This window comes from Candidatus Darwinibacter acetoxidans, from assembly GCF_041936445.1.
Lineage (GTDB): Bacteria > Bacillota > Limnochordia > Darwinibacteriales > Darwinibacteriaceae > DTU010.
Map to the genome: position 1 here is coordinate 1 of NZ_JBHGXH010000300.1, position 16,381 is coordinate 16,381.

16 protein-coding genes and 1 riboswitch are annotated in these 16,381 nt (G+C 60.6%); of the genes, 11 read left to right on the forward strand and 5 right to left on the reverse strand.

All coding sequences use genetic code 11. The features are described from left to right. On the reverse strand, nucleotides 1–1,282 hold a 1,282-nt coding region (locus ACE4YL_RS12325; protein WP_461367244.1), incomplete at its 3' end, for an NCS2 family permease. A gap of 149 nt (nucleotides 1,283–1,431) precedes the next feature. Beyond that, nucleotides 1,432–1,533: riboswitch (purine riboswitch) on the reverse strand. A gap of 145 nt (nucleotides 1,534–1,678) precedes the next feature. On the opposite strand from ACE4YL_RS12325, the gene ACE4YL_RS12330 reads away from it, so the two are divergent. The 3 genes from ACE4YL_RS12330 (at nucleotide 1,679) to ACE4YL_RS12340 (ending at nucleotide 7,467) form a co-directional block, all read left to right on the forward strand. Further along, the gene (locus ACE4YL_RS12330) at nucleotides 1,679–4,111 is read left to right on the forward strand and encodes a GH36-type glycosyl hydrolase domain-containing protein (RefSeq protein ID WP_461360324.1); all 2,433 of its coding nucleotides are present in this window, start codon (nucleotides 1,679–1,681) and stop codon (nucleotides 4,109–4,111) included. A gap of 114 nt (nucleotides 4,112–4,225) precedes the next feature. Then, nucleotides 4,226–6,589 carry a putative bifunctional diguanylate cyclase/phosphodiesterase gene (locus ACE4YL_RS12335; RefSeq protein ID WP_461369675.1) on the forward strand — a complete coding sequence of 788 codons (2,364 nt, stop codon included), beginning with the start codon at nucleotides 4,226–4,228 and terminating at the stop codon, nucleotides 6,587–6,589. An 80-nt stretch (nucleotides 6,590–6,669) separates the two neighbouring features. Beyond that, nucleotides 6,670–7,467: a mechanosensitive ion channel family protein gene (locus ACE4YL_RS12340; protein WP_461360322.1), complete on the forward strand. Its 798-nt coding sequence runs from the start codon at nucleotides 6,670–6,672 to the stop codon at nucleotides 7,465–7,467. A 2-nt stretch (nucleotides 7,468–7,469) separates the two neighbouring features. On the opposite strand, the gene ACE4YL_RS12345 is transcribed toward ACE4YL_RS12340, so the two are convergent. Then, nucleotides 7,470–7,919, reverse strand: coding sequence for a hypothetical protein (locus tag ACE4YL_RS12345; RefSeq protein WP_461360321.1), 450 nt, complete (start codon nucleotides 7,917–7,919; stop codon nucleotides 7,470–7,472). 121 nt (nucleotides 7,920–8,040) lie between these two features. On the opposite strand from ACE4YL_RS12345, the gene ACE4YL_RS12350 reads away from it, so the two are divergent. The 6 genes from ACE4YL_RS12350 (at nucleotide 8,041) to ACE4YL_RS12375 (ending at nucleotide 13,881) form a co-directional block, all read left to right on the forward strand. Next, the gene (locus ACE4YL_RS12350; protein ID WP_461360320.1) at nucleotides 8,041–9,519 is read left to right on the forward strand and encodes a DUF1538 domain-containing protein; all 1,479 of its coding nucleotides are present in this window, start codon (nucleotides 8,041–8,043) and stop codon (nucleotides 9,517–9,519) included. A 16-nt stretch (nucleotides 9,520–9,535) separates the two neighbouring features. Beyond that, nucleotides 9,536–10,207: a P-II family nitrogen regulator gene (locus tag ACE4YL_RS12355; protein ID WP_461360319.1), complete on the forward strand. Its 672-nt coding sequence runs from the start codon at nucleotides 9,536–9,538 to the stop codon at nucleotides 10,205–10,207. Continuing rightward, nucleotides 10,191–10,985, forward strand: a complete 795-nt coding sequence (locus ACE4YL_RS12360) for a glutaminyl-peptide cyclotransferase (protein ID WP_461360318.1) — start codon at nucleotides 10,191–10,193, stop codon at nucleotides 10,983–10,985. The genes ACE4YL_RS12355 and ACE4YL_RS12360 overlap by 17 nt, the downstream gene beginning before the upstream one ends. Before the next feature lie 76 nt (nucleotides 10,986–11,061). Beyond that, the gene (locus tag ACE4YL_RS12365) at nucleotides 11,062–12,390 is read left to right on the forward strand and encodes a GGDEF domain-containing protein (protein WP_461360317.1); all 1,329 of its coding nucleotides are present in this window, start codon (nucleotides 11,062–11,064) and stop codon (nucleotides 12,388–12,390) included. Nucleotides 12,391–12,406: 16 nt separating this feature from the next. After that, nucleotides 12,407–12,925, forward strand: coding sequence for a nitroreductase family protein (locus tag ACE4YL_RS12370; RefSeq protein ID WP_461360316.1), 519 nt, complete (start codon nucleotides 12,407–12,409; stop codon nucleotides 12,923–12,925). 26 nt (nucleotides 12,926–12,951) lie between these two features. Next, the gene (locus ACE4YL_RS12375) at nucleotides 12,952–13,881 is read left to right on the forward strand and encodes an RING finger protein (protein ID WP_461360315.1); all 930 of its coding nucleotides are present in this window, start codon (nucleotides 12,952–12,954) and stop codon (nucleotides 13,879–13,881) included. A gap of 31 nt (nucleotides 13,882–13,912) precedes the next feature. On the opposite strand, the gene ACE4YL_RS12380 is transcribed toward ACE4YL_RS12375, so the two are convergent. Further along, entirely contained in the window at nucleotides 13,913–14,089 is a 177-nt protein-coding gene (locus tag ACE4YL_RS12380; RefSeq protein ID WP_461360314.1) for a hypothetical protein, read from the reverse strand. A 112-nt stretch (nucleotides 14,090–14,201) separates the two neighbouring features. After that, on the reverse strand, nucleotides 14,202–14,687 hold the full coding sequence (gene tpx / locus ACE4YL_RS12385; RefSeq protein ID WP_461358732.1) for a thiol peroxidase: 486 nt from the start codon (nucleotides 14,685–14,687) through the stop codon (nucleotides 14,202–14,204). A 159-nt stretch (nucleotides 14,688–14,846) separates the two neighbouring features. Between tpx and ACE4YL_RS12390 the strand changes: the two genes are divergently transcribed. Together ACE4YL_RS12390 and ACE4YL_RS12395 are read left to right on the forward strand one after the other, a co-directional pair. Next, nucleotides 14,847–15,194, forward strand: coding sequence for a hypothetical protein (locus ACE4YL_RS12390; protein ID WP_461358717.1), 348 nt, complete (start codon nucleotides 14,847–14,849; stop codon nucleotides 15,192–15,194). Nucleotides 15,195–15,401: 207 nt separating this feature from the next. Then, nucleotides 15,402–15,650 (forward strand): hypothetical protein, encoded by a 249-nt coding sequence (locus tag ACE4YL_RS12395; protein WP_461358718.1) that lies wholly within the window; start codon nucleotides 15,402–15,404, stop codon nucleotides 15,648–15,650. Here the strand turns inward: ACE4YL_RS12395 and ACE4YL_RS12400 are convergent. Beyond that, nucleotides 15,647–16,366 carry a tetratricopeptide repeat protein gene (locus ACE4YL_RS12400; RefSeq protein WP_461358719.1) on the reverse strand — a complete coding sequence of 240 codons (720 nt, stop codon included), beginning with the start codon at nucleotides 16,364–16,366 and terminating at the stop codon, nucleotides 15,647–15,649. The genes ACE4YL_RS12395 and ACE4YL_RS12400 overlap by 4 nt on opposite strands. Nucleotides 16,367–16,381 lie beyond the last annotated feature (15 nt).

The window sequence follows — 16,381 nt, forward strand, 5'->3', positions numbered from 1 at the left end:
TGGCTTCGCCCTTCACCAATTTGATCAAGGTGTAGGTGATAAAGCCCCCGGCAATTCCGTAGGAGATGCTGTAGCAGAGGGCCATGAACACACCGGCGAAGAAGGCAGGTACCGCCTCTTCGAAGTTGGTCCACTTCACTTCCGCAAAGGAAGCCAGCATCATGATCCCCACGATGATCAAAGCCGGCGCCGTGGCCGCGGAGGGAATGGCGCTGATGGCCGGGGCAAAAAAGGCGCTCAGGAAGAAGAGGACGGCCACAACAACGCTGGTGAGGCCGGTTCTTCCGCCGGCACCGATGCCCGCCGCGCTTTCCACGTAGGTGGTGGTGTTGGAAGTTCCAAACAGGGCACCGATGGAAGTGGCTGTGGCATCGGCAAAGAGGGCCCGGTCCATCTTGGACTTAAAGCCGGAGCTGGTCTCCAGGGCCTTCATATCCTCAGCGGAGAAGATGCCAGCCCTCCGCCCTGTGCCGATGAAGGTGCCGATGGTGTCAAAGGTGTCGGACAAACTGAAGGCAAAGATGGTCATGAGAACCAAAGGCAGCTTGCTGGGATCGCTGAACAGGGAGAGCAGCCCCGGATTGCCGAAGGCGGCTCCGAAGGTTGTGCCCAGCTCCGAAAAGGCCTGGGACAGGCTGACCGTCTGGCCCACCTGGGTTACGCCAAAGGGGATGCCCAAAAGCGTGGTGATGATAATCCCGATGAAGATGGCGCCCCGCACGCCCCTGATCAGCATGATGATGGTGATGGCCAGGCCAAAGAGGGTGAGCAGCACCGAAGCGTTGTTTAGGGGTACCAGTTCAGGTATGCCGGCTGCGAAGCTCAACAGCCCCGCGTTTTGCAGGCCGATGTAGGCGATGAAGATACCGATACCGCCGCCGATGGCGTTTTGCAGCCCTTCGGGGATGCAGCGGATGATCAGCTTGCGGATCCTGGTTACGGTGATGAAGATGTTGATCAGCCCGCAGATAAAGACCATGGCCAAGGCTTCCTGCCAGGTAAAGCCGAGGCTGAACACTACGGTGAACGTGAAGAAAGCGTTGAGCCCCATCCCCGGCGCCTGGGCGTAGGGGACGTTGGCAAACAGGCCCATAACTAAAGTGCCGATGATGGCCGCAGCAATGGTGGCCAAAAAGACTGCTCCCCAGGGCATGCCCGTCTGGGACAGGATGTCCGGATTAACCATGATGATGTAGGCCATGGCAAAGAACGTGGTTAATCCCGCCAGAATCTCAGTGCGAACATTAGTGCCGTTTTCCTTCAGCTTGAAAAAACTCTCCATTGACTTCTCATTCCTCCGCCTCTAGATTGGATTTGCCTTTATCTTATGGAAAGGGTGAACCTTTCCATACAGCCCTGGAAAAACAAAAAAACTCATCGAGTGCTCGACAAGCTGCAGGAAAGATCAGCAAGGGGAAAGCCCTTACTGACAAGCGCTTATAGGTCACTCATAGCGTAGGCGGTATAGGCCGCCACGTAGAAACTCCTGCACCAAATTTGCAGGCTTATATGAGTTATGTGCAATGATAGTTCTAAAATATCACAGGTCTTGTCCCCTGTAAAGAAGAGTTCTCCATCCCCGGTGAAAAACCTGCCGGATAGCCTTAAGAACTTGTTAAGAGGAAGGAATGGAGGGGGTGGAGAATAGGATAGGAAACACCTTGAGGGGGGCAAGGCCATGAAATTCGGGTATTTTGACGATGCGCAGCGGGAGTATGTGATCACAACTCCCTTAACTCCCTATCCCTGGATCAACTACCTGGGCTGTGAGGACTTTTTCAGCCTGATCTCCCATACCGGCGGCGGCTATTCCTTCTACCGGGATGCGCGCCTGAGGCGCCTGACCCGCTACCGGTACAACAACATACCCCTAGATGAGGGCGGCCGCTGCTTTTACATCAAAGACGGGGAAGATATCTGGTCACCCAGCTTTAGACCCATGAAAAAAGAGCTCTCCTTTTACGAGTGCCGCCACGGCCTGGGTTACACCAAGATCACTGGGGTGAGGGGCGATATCCGGGCCGAGCAGCTCTTTTTTGTGCCCCTGGATGCCAATTGCGAAGTGATCCAGCTTCGCCTGAGCAATGAAAGCGGGGAAGTTAAGGAGCTTGCCCTTTTTTCCTTCCTGGAGTTTTGCCTCTGGGATGCCTGGGACGATCAGACCAACTTCCAGCGCAACCTTTCCACCGGGGAGGTGGAAGTGGAAGGCTCCGCCATCTACCACAAAACCGAATACCGGGAGCGGCGGAACCACTATGCCTTTTTCTCGGTAAATGCGGAGCTGGCTGGCTTTGACACCGACCGGGAAAGCTTTTTGGGCCTCTACAGGGGCCTGCACGAACCCCAGGTGGTGCTGGAGGGCAGGTCCCGCAATTCTCTTGCCAGCGGCTGGGCACCCATCGCCTCCCACCACCTCAGGCTGAACCTATCTCCCGGTGAAAGCAAAACCTATATCTTCCTCCTGGGCTATGTGGAAAACCCCAAGGAGGAAAAATGGGCCGCGCCCGGGGTGATCAATAAGGAGCGGGCGCATCGGATGCAGGCCCGCTTTGAGCGGGAAGAGCAGGTTGCGGAGGCTTTTCAGGAGCTTAAGGCCTACTGGGACGGGCTTTTAGGGAAATACCAGGTGGAAAGCGGCGAGGAAAAGCTGGACAGGATGGTCAATATCTGGAACCCCTACCAGTGCATGGTCACCTTTAACCTTTCCCGCAGCGCCTCCTATTTTGAATCGGGCATCGGCCGGGGGATCGGCTTTCGCGATTCCAACCAGGATCTTTTGGGCTTTGTGCACCAGGTGCCGGAGCGGGCCAGACAGAGAATTCTCGATCTGGCCTCCACCCAGTTCCCCGATGGCAGCGCCTACCACCAGTACCAGCCCCTGACCAAGCGGGGCAACCACGCCATCGGCTCCGGCTTCAACGACGATCCCCTCTGGCTGATTGTGGGCACCGCCGCCTACATCAAGGAAACGGGTGACTTTTCGATCCTGGATGAAGAAGTGCCCTTCGACAGCGATCCCGAAAACGCCGCGAGTCTCTTCGAGCATCTGAAGCGCTCCTTTTACCATACGGTGAACAACCTAGGTCCCCACGGTCTGCCCCTGATCGGAAGGGCGGACTGGAACGACTGCCTGAACCTCAACTGCTTTTCCCAAGAGCCCGGGGAATCCTTCCAGACCACCGGGCCCTCGGAAGGTCCGGTGGCGGAGTCGGTCTTCATCGCCGCGCTCTTTGTCTATGCCGCCGCGGACTTCATCGAGCTCTGCCGAAGGCGCGGTTTGGCAGAGGAGGCGGAGGAAGCTGCCCGGCACCGGGAGCGGATGGTCCAGGCCGTTTTAGAGCACGGCTGGGATGGGGAGTGGTTCCTCCGGGCGTACGATGCCTTTGGGGAAAAGGTGGGAAGCAGAGAGTGCCAAGAAGGCCAGATCTTCATCGAACCCCAGGGCTTTTGCGTGATGGCCGGGATCGGTGTGGAGGGCGGCCTAGCCCAGAAGGCCCTTGATTCAGTGGCGAGGCTCTTGGAAACCGAGCACGGGATCATCCTGCAAACCCCCGCCTATTCCCGCTACTACCTGAACCTGGGGGAGATCTCTTCCTACCCGCCGGGCTACAAAGAAAACGCGGGCATCTTCTGTCACAATAATCCCTGGGTGATGATCGCGGAAACGGTGATCGGCCGGGGCGGGCGCGCCTTTGAGCTGTACAAAAAGATCTGCCCCGCCTACCGGGAGGAAATCTCCGAGCTGCATCGGCTGGAGCCCTACGTCTACGCCCAGATGATCGCAGGGCGGGATGCCCCCAACCACGGCCAGGCCAAAAACTCCTGGCTCACGGGCACGGCTGCCTGGAACTACGCGGCCATCTCCCAGGCTATCCTGGGCATCAAACCGGACTACGATGGACTGCGCATCGACCCCTGCATCCCCCCGGAGTGGGAAGGCTACAAGGTGCGCCGGGAGTTTAGGGGCGCAGTTTACCATATCACCGTGCGCAATCCCCACGGGGTGAGCAGGGGTGTGGCCCAAATCACGGTGGATGGCCGGGAAATTGAGGGTAACCTTGTGCCCGCCTTTCCCGGCGGGGAGCATCAGGTGGAAGTGGTTTTGGGTTGAGCGGGCTTCCCATCGGGTGGAAATTGCCCCCGGACCTGGGGAGGATGCTGGGGGTTGATGTGGAACTAAGGGAAGAGGGTAAGAGCTTAGTTTGCTGTTGAGAGGAGCTGCGCGATGGCGGGGAAGATCCTGATCTTAGGAGAGTGTCTGGAGGAGGTAAAAAGGGCCGGTGTGCTGGGAGGTTACCCGGTTTTGGCCTGCAGCAGCTGGGCTGAAGCCGCTTCTCAGCTCCAGACCCACTCCGACATCCAGCTGATTGTCCTCTGCCGGGAGCAGCGGGACCAGGACAGCTTTGACCTGGTCAGGCAGCTGGAGGCTGCCCAGCCGGGGCGGAAGATCCCCATTGTGATCGCCTATGACGAGGAAGGTCTGCTGCAGGTGCTCACCAGCGCCAGTTCCCACCACACCGGTCTGCTCCACGCCATCTTCAACCAGAGCTCCCTGGGAATTGCCGTGGGTCTGGCCCTGGAGCCGGGGGAGTATGGGGGCGGGTTATATCCCATGGTCAATGACGCCTTCCTCAAGATCACCGGCCGTACCCGCGGGGAGCTTGTGGAGCTGGGCTGGGAGCGGATCGTCCATCCCCAGGATGCGCTTGTAGCCAGGGAGCAGCGGCAGCTTTTGGAAAAGGGAGCCATCTCCAGCTACAGCCTGGAGCAGCGCCTGCTGCGCCCCGATGGAACAGAGGTCTGGGTAGAGCTCACCGCCGCCCCCTTTGAACAGCCGGGGGTGGAGCGCCCCCGGATCATCTACATGATCAAGGACATCTCCGACCGCAAGGCGGTGGAAGGGCGCCTTTCGGAAAGCGAGCGCAGCAAGGCGGTCCTGTTGAAGAACCTGCCGGGCATGGCTTACCGCTGCCTGGTGGACCGGGATTGGACCATGCAGTTTGTCTCCGAGGGCTGCGAGGAGCTCACCGGCTACACGGCAGAGAGCCTCCTCGATAGCCGCGATCTTTCCTTCAACGATCTCATCGCCCCTGAATACCGGGAGGTGCTCTGGCAGAAGTGGCATGAAGTCCTCCCCGAGCGGCGCTCCTTTGAGTTTGAATACGAGATCATCACCGCCAGCGGGGAGCGCAAATGGGTTTTGGAGATGGGGCAGGGGGTGTATAACGACGCGGGGGAAGTGGAGGCCCTAGAGGGCATCATCATCGATATTACCCAGCGTAAGGAGAGCGAGCTGCAGCTTAAGCGCATCAGCGAGCTGGATCTGCTCACGGGCCTTCCCAACCGCCGGGCCCTGCGGGCGGTGATGGCCGCGGACAGCGAAAGTGGGCACTATCCTAAGCGGGCTGTGGTCTTGTTCAATCTGCGCCGGATCAACACCATCAACGCCATTTACGGATTTGGTTTCTGCGAGTTTTTGCTGCGGGCGGTGGCCCAGCGCCTTGCGGCCCATACCACAGCCACCCGCCGTTTGTATCTGGCTGCCTACGGGCGCTTCGCCTTTTACATCCAAGAAGCCCTCACTAGGGAAGAGCTCATCCAGTTCTGCACCGAAGTGGTGGAGACCCTAAAGGAGATCGATATTGTCAACACCTACGGCTGCGGAATCGGCATCCGCCAGCTGGAGGGGGAAGTGCTGGAACCGGAAGACTGCATCCATGATGCCGCCATCGCCGCGCAGCGGGCCGACCGCAGCCGGCCCTTTGCCTACCGCTTCTTCGATCAAGATCTGGCCGCGGAGCTGAACCGGCTGAGTGAGATCGAAGAGCTGCTCTTCCGGGTGGCCTACGGGGAGTGGGAAGAGGCACTCTTTTTAGAATACCAGCCCATCATCGATGCGGCCACGGGGCGCATCTACGCCTTTGAGGCCTTGGCCCGGCTGGACGGCGGTCCTTTAGGTGTGATTCCCCCTGGGGAGTTTATCCCCCTCGCGGAAGAGAACCAGCTCATTGTGCCCTTAGGCAAGATCATCGCCCGCAAGGCCCTGGGCTTTCTCCGCAGCCTGGCGGAGCTGGGCTATAGAGGTTTTCGCATTTCCATCAACGTCTCCGCCATCCAGCTGGCCCAGGATGGTTTTGAGGAGGAGGTCTTTGCCCTGATCGAGGAAGCGGGTATCCAGCCGGAGCAGCTCTGCCTGGAGATCACCGAATCGGTCTTTGCCCAAAACTACGCCTCCCTCAACGAGAAGCTGGCCAGGTTCAGGCAGGCGGGGATCGTTGTGGCCATCGACGATTTCGGCACTGGTTATTCCTCTTTAGCCCGGGAGCAGGAGCTCAACGTGAACTGCCTGAAGATCCACAAGGCCTTCATCGACCGGGTCACGGAGGTGAGCGAAGATCAGGTGATCGCCGGGGACATCATCTCCATGGCCCACCGCCTGGGCCACCTGGTGGTGGCGGAAGGGGTGGAGCAGGAAGCCCAGAAGGAGTACCTGGTTAAGCACGGCTGCGATTTCCTCCAGGGGTTCCTCTTTTCCCGGCCGGTGGGGGAAGCGGAGGCGGTGGCTTTACTGGCGCGCCTGAACCGCTAGGGCCGGGCAGGAGTTGACTGGTGGGTGCCGAAGGTAGTTGGGGCGTTATTGACGCGCGCTTTTTCTTAAGGAGGGGTTTTGTGGAACCGATCAAGGAATTCGCCCTCACCTATCTGGGCAGGGCAGTCTTGGGAGTTGCCATCTGGATTATCGGGAGGAAACTGATTGGGCTGGTGCTGACGCTCCTGGAGCGGCGCTTGGCCAAGGTGCACATTGATGAATCTTTACGTACTTTCCTTGGCACCATGGCCCAGGTGGCCCTGCAGGTCCTGCTGGTCATTACGGTGGCCGCCACCTTTGGCATTGAGATCACCACCTTCGCGGCCATTGTGGGCGCGGCCTCCCTGGCGGTGGGCCTGGCCTTCCAGGGCAGCCTGGCCAACTTCGCCGGTGGGGTTTTGATCCTGCTGCTAAAACCCTTTAAAGTGGGGGATTATATTGAAGCGGCGGGCTACAGCGGCACGGTGCGGGAGATCCAGGTTTTCCACACCGTTTTGCAGACCCCGGATAACCAAAAGGTGATCATCCCCAATTCAGATCTATCCAACGCCAGCGCGATCAACTACTCGGCCTACGACACCCGCCGGGCCACAGTCAAAGTGCCCATCTCTTTTGACTCCGACTTTAAGCGGGCTAAAGAGGTGGTGCGCCAGGTGGCGGAAAACCATCCCCTGATCCTCCAGGAACCGGCCCCCGCGGTGGTCATGGGGGAACTGGGGGATCACGGGCCTGTTCTTTACGCCCGGGTGTGGGCGCAGCGCTCCGATTACTGGTCCATGTACTTTGACTTCCTGGAACAGGTGAAAGATGCCTTAGAGGAGGCGGATATCGAGATCCCCTACAACCAGCTGGATGTGCACGTTAAAACCCAGGCTTAAGCCTAATCGTCATCATCTTCAGCGGGGTCCCCATCAACTTCCAGCTCGATCCGGCGCGCATAGCCATCCTTCAGCTCATACTCTAACTCAAACTCTTTAACCTCCAGCTCATCGAGGTCTAAATGCTCCAGGGCCGCCTGGATGATGGCCAAGGGCCGTCCTTCCTCCAGGTGAGGCAGCGCTTCCACAAAGAGCCGCACTGCTTCCTCTGGGTCAGCACCCCGGGTGCTGAAGGCTCGGCCTCCGCTGGAGTAGCTCATCTCCAGCTCCTCCGGGGCCCGGAGTTCGATTTCCAGTTCTAGGCTCTCCACCGTTTCCAGGGAGTTCTCCGCCGCGGTGACCTGGGACTGCAGCAGTTCCGGCTGGGCCGCCTGCCGGCGCAGCCCCTGCACCGCCGCGGCCGCGAGCAAGATCACAAAGACCAGGAGTGGAATGCAGCGTTTGATGTTCATGGCTTACCCCTTCCCCTTATTTACTAAAAAGTCTGCCCCAATTCCCCTCCGCAGTTGCATTCTGCCCCGGAGCTGCCGGGGACAGCACTTATCATCGTTGTTGGAAAGGTAGGGTAGTTCGTTGAACATCCTCGTTGGTTATCTTAAGAATAATACGCAAGCGGTACTTCCCATCGCCCTCATCGTTTTGGCTTTACACTTCACCTTAGTGCCCCTGGCCTTTCCAGTGGTGGTCAGGTTCCTGGTGGGTGCCGTCGCTTTGATTGTGGGCCTTTCCATCTTCTTCGTGGGGGTGGATATCGGCATCTCACCCTTTGGCCAGGTGACCGGAACTTCCCTGGTGAAAACGGACAAGCTCTGGCTGTTCCTTTTGGCCGGCGGCCTTTTGGGGTTTTTCGTCTCCGTGGCCGAGCCGGGGCTGGTGGTTTTGGTCAACCAGATTGAGTTCGTCACCGCAGGCGGCATTGCCGCCCGTACTTTGCTGGCGGTGATCCCCACGGGCTTTGGCCTCATGATTGCCCTGGGCTTTGCCCGGGTATTCCTGCATGTACCCATGCGCAGTTTTTTCACCGTCGGCTACGGACTCATTTTGGTTTTAGCCTGGATCACCTCCCGCACCTCGCCGGAGTTTTTGGCCATCGCCTTTGACTCCTCCGGCTCGGTCACCGGGATCTTGGTTGTACCCTTCATCATGGCCTTGGCGGTGGGCATCTCCAGGCTGCGCAAAGACAGCAAGCAGGCCGAGGAAGACAGCTTTGGCCTGGTGGGCGCGGGTGCAGTTGGACCTATTCTCGCCGTGATGCTCATGAACCTGATCAGGCCCATTAAGGAATACCCCTTGATCAGTTTGGAGCCTGTCCAGGCGGAGGTGGGCCCGGTCATGGGCCAGTTTTGGGGAGTTTTGCCCGGGGCTATCCGGGACAGCGTCATCGCCCTTTTGCCCCTGGCCATCTCTTTCCTCTTGCTGCAGAGATTTCTCCTGAAGCTGGAGAAGAGGCAGTTTCGGCGCATGGCCAAGGGCTTTGCCTACACCCTCGTGGGGACGCTCCTCTTCTTTTTGGGGGTGAACGGCGGCTTTATGGAGGTGGGGAGCCAACTGGGGTACCTTTTGGCCTCCCTAGATAACAAGCTTTGGCTTTTGCTCACTTCCTTTGTCCTGGGTTTTGTGACCATCGTGGCTGAACCTTCCGTGTATGTACTCACCCGCCAGATTGAAGATGTGACCAGCGGTTACGTGAAGCGTTCCGCGGTGGTGGGGGCCCTGGCCCTGGGGGTGGGGACAGCGATTTTGCTCTCCTCCATCCGCATCTTGGTCCCCGGGCTCACCCTCTGGCACATTCTCCTGCCCGGCTATCTAGCCGCCCTGGTTTTGGCCCGTTTTGTCCCCAAGCTTTTTGTGGGCATCGGCTTTGATGCGGGCAGCGTGGCCACGGGGCCCCTGACCACCACCTTCATCCTGGCCTTCGCCCAGGGAGCCGCGGGGGCCTTTGAGGGGGCGGACCTTCTCCGGGACGGGCTGGGCATGATCGCCCTTGTGGCCATGGCGGGGATTGTCACCCTCCTGGCCTTGGGCGCGGTCTTCCGGGTGAAGTCTAGGTAACAAGGAGTTGAGGTGGATGCAGCAGACCAGGTCTGGGGAGCAGGAGTACGAACTGCTTTGCGTGATCGTGGATTTTGGCCTGGGGAGCAAAGTGGTGAGCATGGCCAAGAAAAACGGGATCAGCGGCGGCACCATCGCCCTGGGGCGGGGCACGGTGAGCGGACGTTTGGCAGAGCTTTTGGGCCTGACCGACACCCGCAAGGAGATCGTGTTTCTAGCTGCCAAGAAGCTTTTGGGACGCAACGCCCTGAAGATGTTCGCCGATGAGCTCCACTTGAACAAGCCCAAAGGCGGCATCGCCTTTGCCATGCCTTTAGGGGCCTTTCTGGGCACAGGCAGCTACGCATACGAGTTTAGAACCCAAAGGGGAGGTGCAGGCGGCATGTACCGCGCTGTCTTCGTTGTGGTGGACAAGGGCCGGGGGGAAGAGGTGATGGATGTGGCCCGGGCCGCGGGAGCCAAGGGCGGCACCATCATCAACGCCCGGGGGTCCAGCATCCATGAAACCAGGAGGTTCCTCAATTTGGAGATCGAACCGGAAAAGGAGATGGTGCTCATCTTGGCCCGCCCGGAGCTGGCCGATGCCATCGTGGTGGCGGTGCGGGATGAGCTGAAGATCCACGAACCGGGCAGGGGCATCATCTTCGTGCAGGATGTGAGTGAGGTCTATGGTGTGGTGGAGGATTAGGGGGCAGGGCCTGCTCGGGGTGTGGATAGTGGCGGTGCTGCTCCTTTGCTTGGAGTCAGTTCCCTGCTTGGCTGCGGAAACTGTGCAGCGGGCCCAGGTGGTGGCCAGCTATCCCCATGATCCCGCGGCCTTTACCCAGGGGCTGGTTTTCGCCGGGGGCCTGCTCTACGAGGGCACGGGACTGTACGGGGAGTCCTCCCTGCGCAGGGTGCGCCTGGCAGATGGAGAGGTGCTGCAGCAGGTGGACCTGGAGAGCCGCTTTTTTGGTGAAGGGATTGCCCTGCTTAGAGGTAGGATCTTCCAGCTGACCTGGCGGGAGGGCACGGGGTTCATCTACGATCTGGAGAGCCTGGAGAAGATCGGTGAATTTACCTACCCCGGTGAAGGCTGGGGCCTGACCACAGACGGGACTTATTTGATCATGAGTGACGGGAGCAGTTTGCTCCGTTTTTTGGATCCAGAAACCTTGGAGCCCGTGGGCACACTGCAGGTTAGATCAAGCCGCGGTGAAGTTACCCTCCTGAACGAGCTGGAGTACATCAACGGCGAGATCTGGGCCAACATCTGGCTGAGCAGCGTGATCTGCCGCATCGATCCCCAGAGCGGCCAGGTTCTGGGCTGGATCGATCTGCAGCAGCTCAGCGCCGCGGAGCGGGAGGGCAATCCCGGCGCGGATGTGCTCAACGGAATTGCCTGGGATGCTGAAGCCGAGAGGATCTTCGTCACCGGCAAGCTCTGGTCCAGGGTTTATGAAATCCGGTTGGTGCCTGCAGATTAGCTATGGAAAAAGCAGGGAAAGCGCCGCCCCACGGTGAATAGAGTGCAGCAGAAAAGCTGAGTAGAGGGAGTTTGCCATGGGGCTAAGGCGGCGCTGGAGAGCTATGGTGGACAAGCACACCCAAGGAACAGTCCTGGGGGTTTTGGTGCTCTTGATCTGTATCGCCAGCGGCTGCGCCTTCTGGCTGTCCTTCCAGCGCGTGGCCGGCATCTACTTGCACGAGATGGAACGCATCGTCCGGGAGATGCAGGAGGACTTCCTCCAGGTGAGCGTGGATAACCTGGTACTGGAAATCCAGGGGTTGAAGGAAGCGGAGCTCCAGCGCTTGGCGAACCTTGCCGCCGGGCGCAGGCAGCTTTTCGAGTTAGAGCTTGCCCTTGACCCCGCAAGGCTGCCCAGCTCCTTCCGGGAACTTATGGAAGGGACGCCGGAGCTAACCGGGGTGCTCTGGAACAGGGCCACAGGTGAGCTCCTCTATGGCGCCGGCGAGCTGCGGGGTGGGGATCCCGCGGTTTTCTTCGCCTTCTACGAAGAGCTGGTGCATGGGGATCTGGAGGCCCTGTGGGGGGTGAGCCGCAGCTTTCTAGAAGCCCGCCTCAGGGAAGCCGTGCGGGAGCAGCTGGCCCGGCAGCAGCTTGGGCGGGGCATGTGGCTTTCCATCAGCAAAGGGCCGGGAGGCGCAGAGCCAGACCAAGGCCTCAGCTATTCCCGCTGGTACGAGGAGTTTGGCTGGCGGATCACCATGGGGGTGCACCCGGCGGAGCTCCAGGGTTACCTCTCCCCGGGGGAGGCTGCGGGGGGAAAGCTCCTGGTGCTCCTTTCCCTGCGCCTGGTGCTGATCCTGGTCCTTGTGGTGGTGGCCGCCCTGGGCCTGGTGGTCTTGGTGGAATACCTCTTCTTCCGCCGGCACACCGACCAGCTGGAGCTGGCGGTGAGCGAGGATCTGCTCACGGGGGCGAAAAGCCGTCGGGCCGGTGTGGAGGCTTTGAGCAGTGCCTTCGCCGCCTTTCAAGGGGGGGAGGAGAGCCCCGATCTTTTCATGTTCGATCTGGACCGCCTCAAGCAGATCAATGATTCCTACGGGCACTCCGCGGGCGATCAGGTGCTCCAGATGGTGGCCGCCGCGGTGCGGCGGGCTTTGGGGGGCGCCGGCGAGATCATCCGCTGGGGTGGAGATGAGTTTGTGGTGCTGGCCTGGGGCCAGGGTCCACAGCTGGGCGAGAGCATGGTCCAGGCCGTTTCCGCCCTATCCTTCAGCTTTGACGGGGAGCTTGTGCAGATCTCCATTTCCCTGGGAGCGGCCCGCTTTGAGCCCGGTGATCAGAGCTTCCAGGAGGCCCTGGAGCGGGCGGATCAGGCTTTGTATGTGGTTAAGCGGGCCAAAAGAGAGGCCCTGGAACGCTGAGTAAAGGAGGATCAGTATGTCCAGTTCTTTTTTGGAGCTAGTGGCCAGGCGCCATTCGGTGCGCACCTTCAGCCCTAAGCCGGTGGAAAGGGAGAAGATCCTTAAGGTTCTGGAGGCGGCGAGGCTCGCCCCCAGCGCGGTGAACTACCAGCCCTGGCACTTTATCGTGGCCACCGATGATGCTTTACGGGCGGAACTCTGCGGGGCCTACCGCGGGGAGTGGCTGCAGGCGGCCTCGGTACTTATTGTGGCCTGCGGGGATCACCAGAAATCCTGGAAGCGCCGGGACGGGAAGGATCACTGCGATGTGGATGTGGCCATCGCCGTGGACCACCTGATCCTGGCCGCTGCAGAGCTGGGCCTGGGCACCTGCTGGGTATGTGCCTTCGATGCCCAGCGGGTGCGGGAAGTTTTGGACCTCCCGGAACATCTGGAACCCATTGTCCTCATCCCCCTGGGCTACCCTGGGGAGGGTCCTGTGCCCCAGAAAAAGCGCCAGGCCTTGGAGGAGATGGTGACCTGGAACCGGGGCTAGAGCCCTTGAGGGAAGGGGTGGAGAAGATGGCTGGCTACCTTAGTGATAGCTGTGCCCACTGCCGGGGGGCGGTGGAGCCCGGCAAACCCATTGTGGTCTGTCCCAGCTGTGGGGCGGTCCTTCACGAGGGGTGCTGGCGGGGCCACGGCGGCTGCTCCAGCTGCGGCTGGCGGGAAAGCCCCGAGCCCACCAAACGCTGCCCCTACTGTCGGGAACTGATCCACGGGGAAGCGGTGATCTGCAAGCACTGCCGCAGCAGCCTCCAGGCTGCCCCGGGATCCGGGCAAGGCCAGGAGGGCCTTGTTGCCGCGGCCCTGCGGGCCGGCTGGCGGGGTTTCACCTCCCGGGCGGGGCTGCATGTGGGGATCTTTCTCTTCGGGGTGGCGATGGTTCTTCTGGCTGCCCTTTTGGCCTACGGTCTGTTCGGCAGCTACCGGTATTACCCCTTGAGGCGCGGCGTAGGCTACTTCCTGAGGATGGCGCCTGGCTCGGCTTTGCTTTTTGGCCTCGGGGTTTATCTGGCGCTGCAGTGGCTCTTGGTGGGGCTGGTGAAGATCCACAGCGCCCTGGCGGCAGGTCAGCCCGCCACCTTCGGACAGCTGTTCAGCGGCGGCGATCGCCTGCTCCCCTTCGTGGGCGCTTCGCTGTTCACGGGCCTCCTGGCGGATCTGGCCTGGGACCTGTGGCCTGGGGTGGGCATTGCGGTCATGATCTTTTTGGTTTTTGTGCCCTATCTCGTGGTGGCCCACGGCTTGGGCCCCCTGCGGGCCATGAATGTCAGCGTGCAGCTGGTGCTGAACAACTTCGGCTCCGTGCTGGGCTTTGTAGTTGTGGGGGCGGTGCTGATCGCGGTGGGGGTGTTCCTGGCCGGTTTGGGAACCATCGTCACCGGGCCCATCGTCGGCATCGGCACAGCGCATCTCTGCCGCAACCTGTTGGCACGTTGGGATGGATAGAAAAAAGCCGGGCAGCCCACTTAGCCCGGCTTTATGATCTACTTTGGCGGCGGGCAGCCCCCGGCAGCCGCCGCCATGCTTTTTGCTGCTTGTCCTTGGGGGTTGGCGCCTTTTTCTCCCGCCTGCTCCCGGCGGTCCTCGATCCTGCCTCCTGGAGCTTGCCTGCAGCTTCCAGTTCATAGATGTTGTGGTCGTAGTGGAAAAACAAGTTCTGCACCTCCCTTGACCGGTTCTACCCCTAGTTTAGCTCCTGGCTTGGGCGTAGTCCCCGGTCAAGGGATGGTTTTTGCAGCAGGCCTTGCGGCTGAGATAGGCTCCGCCTAGAGCAGTTCCTTGACTGCCTTCAGCGCCGCCGCGTAGTCGGGATGGGAGGAGATCTCTTCCAGGTACTCGGTGTAGCGGATAATGTTGTCCTGATCCAAGACCAAAACAGCCCGGGCCAACAGGCGCAGCTCCTCAATGAGCACACCGTAGGCCTCGCCGAAGGAGACATCGTAGTGGTCGGAGAGGGTAACCGCCTGCTCCAGACCTGCCGCACCGCACCAGCGCTTCTGGGCAAAGGGCAGATCGACGCTCACGGTGATGGCCACCGCGCCCGGAAGTCCACTGAGCTCTTCGTTGAAGCGCCTGGTCTGGGCATCGCACACCCCCGTGTCCAGGGAGGGGACGATGCTCACGAGTTTCACCTGCCGGCCGAAATCCCCCAGGGTCTTGGGGTTGAACTCGTTATCCACCAACCGAAAGTCCGGCGCCTGCTGGCCCACGTTCAGCCTGGGGCCCCGTACACTTAGTTCTTGACCTTTCATTTTCACCTTACGCTTTTCCATGGTTTGGCCTCCTTTCGCCAATTAATCCTTACTTCGCCGCTAAGGAATGGTTTTCCTCCTTGGTTTGGAAAAATGTGCAAGATCCTACTCCAGGCGGAGGAGAAGTCCTCTCGCAGCCCCTGGGCAGGGGAAGCGGGGGTGGGTAGACTGGAGGCAGGACCAAGAAGGGAAGTGAACAGCATGCTCTTTTCCACAAAGCAGCCGGCGGGGGAGTTTCCCCTGGACCCGGAGATCAAGAGCCTCGCGCTGCGGGGGTATAACGGTGGGATTCTCTGGGAACCCCTGGCTGGCGGAAAGCCCCGGGTGGTGGCGGAAAAGTCAGCCGGGGGGCTGAGCCGGGGGAGTGTAGAAAGGATCTTGGCCGAGATCAAAGTGGTGGAAGAGCGCCAAGGGGAGCGCCTCCTGCTGCGGGCGGAGGGGCCCCAGGGAGCCTGGGGAGTGTTCAGCAGCCAGGTGCGCTTCACCATCTACGCGCCTGGGGAGTAGCCTAAGGAGCTGGCGGCCAAAACTTCCAACGGAGGCATCCGCATCCGCACTCCTTTCCGGGGCCGGCTCCAGCTTAGCACCGGCAACGGCGGGATCGCTTTAGGGGAAGCCGCCGGGCAGCTGGATCTGCGCACCTCCAACGGCCCCATCCAGTTTGCTAAGCTGGTCTTCAGCGGCCCCAGCACCCTGACCACCAGCAACGGACGGGTGGAAGGCCAGCTGGAGCTGGCTGGGGCAGGGGAGCACCGCATCAGAACCAGCAACGGGTCCATCAGTTTGCGCATGCCCCACAGCACCCAGGGCCTGCTGTGGGCGGTCACCTCCAACGGCAGGGTGGAGGTGCTTTTAGGTGAGCACCGCATCGCCGGACAAAAAGAGGTGGTGCTCCACAGCGGAGCAGGTCCCCGCCTGGAGCTCACCACCAGCAATGGTTCCATCACTGTTTTAGGCTACTAGAGCTTCCACTCCGCCGCCTGCTCTTCCACTTCCTTCAGCAGGTCGGGGTCCTCTTCCAGCTTGGGATTGGCCCTGATTTCCTGGAGGAGTTTTCTTCCTTCCTCCTTCTGGCCGTTGTGATCCAGGGCCCGGGCCAGCTGCAGCTGGAACTCCAGCTCATCTGGGGCCAGTTCCACAGCACGCTGGGCGTTTTCCAGAGCCAGCTTCTTGTTGCCGATGCTCAGGGGAAAGCCCGGTGCCTGCTGGTAGAGCTGGCTGAGCACCCAGTAGGCCGGGGCGTAGTTGGGATCAAGCTCCAACACCCGATCCAGCGCATCTTTCATGGGGCGGACCATAAACAAGCTGCTGAGGATACCCCTGGTCTGGCCGATCCGGCCGATCAGGGCGGAGAGCCAGTAGTGGGCATCGGGGGAGTTGGGGACCAGCTCCACGGCCCGATCCGCGTACTCCTTCCCCTTTTCGAAAACCTGCAGCCTACCTTCCTCGGTGCGGTCGCCCAGGTACAGATAGGCCTTGCCCGCGAGCCAGAGCGCCTCTCCATCATCGGGCTGGGCTGCCAGGTGCTCTTCCAGAAGCTCAACCGCCCTTTGGATCTTGGCCAAGTCCTTGCTCACGATGAGGGCATCAACCTCTGCGTAGTCCACCGCCTGCACAGGTGCGGCCAGCAGCGCCAAAACCAGGAGCACCGCCAGGTGCAGGCCTAGTTTTTTGGGCAAGCCTCTCACCTCCTT

Coding starts and splice junctions, on each gene's coding strand:
- ACE4YL_RS12330 (WP_461360324.1), top strand. CDS start 1,679: ATGAAATTCGGGTATTTTGACGATGCGCAGCGGGAGTATGTGATCACA.
- ACE4YL_RS12335 (WP_461369675.1), top strand. CDS start 4,226: ATGGCGGGGAAGATCCTGATCTTAGGAGAGTGTCTGGAGGAGGTAAAA.
- ACE4YL_RS12345 (WP_461360321.1), bottom strand. CDS start 7,919: ATGAACATCAAACGCTGCATTCCACTCCTGGTCTTTGTGATCTTGCTC.
- ACE4YL_RS12355 (WP_461360319.1), top strand. CDS start 9,536: ATGCAGCAGACCAGGTCTGGGGAGCAGGAGTACGAACTGCTTTGCGTG.
- ACE4YL_RS12365 (WP_461360317.1), top strand. CDS start 11,062: ATGGGGCTAAGGCGGCGCTGGAGAGCTATGGTGGACAAGCACACCCAA.
- ACE4YL_RS12370 (WP_461360316.1), top strand. CDS start 12,407: ATGTCCAGTTCTTTTTTGGAGCTAGTGGCCAGGCGCCATTCGGTGCGC.
- ACE4YL_RS12375 (WP_461360315.1), top strand. CDS start 12,952: ATGGCTGGCTACCTTAGTGATAGCTGTGCCCACTGCCGGGGGGCGGTG.
- tpx (WP_461358732.1), bottom strand. CDS start 14,687: ATGAAAGGTCAAGAACTAAGTGTACGGGGCCCCAGGCTGAACGTGGGC.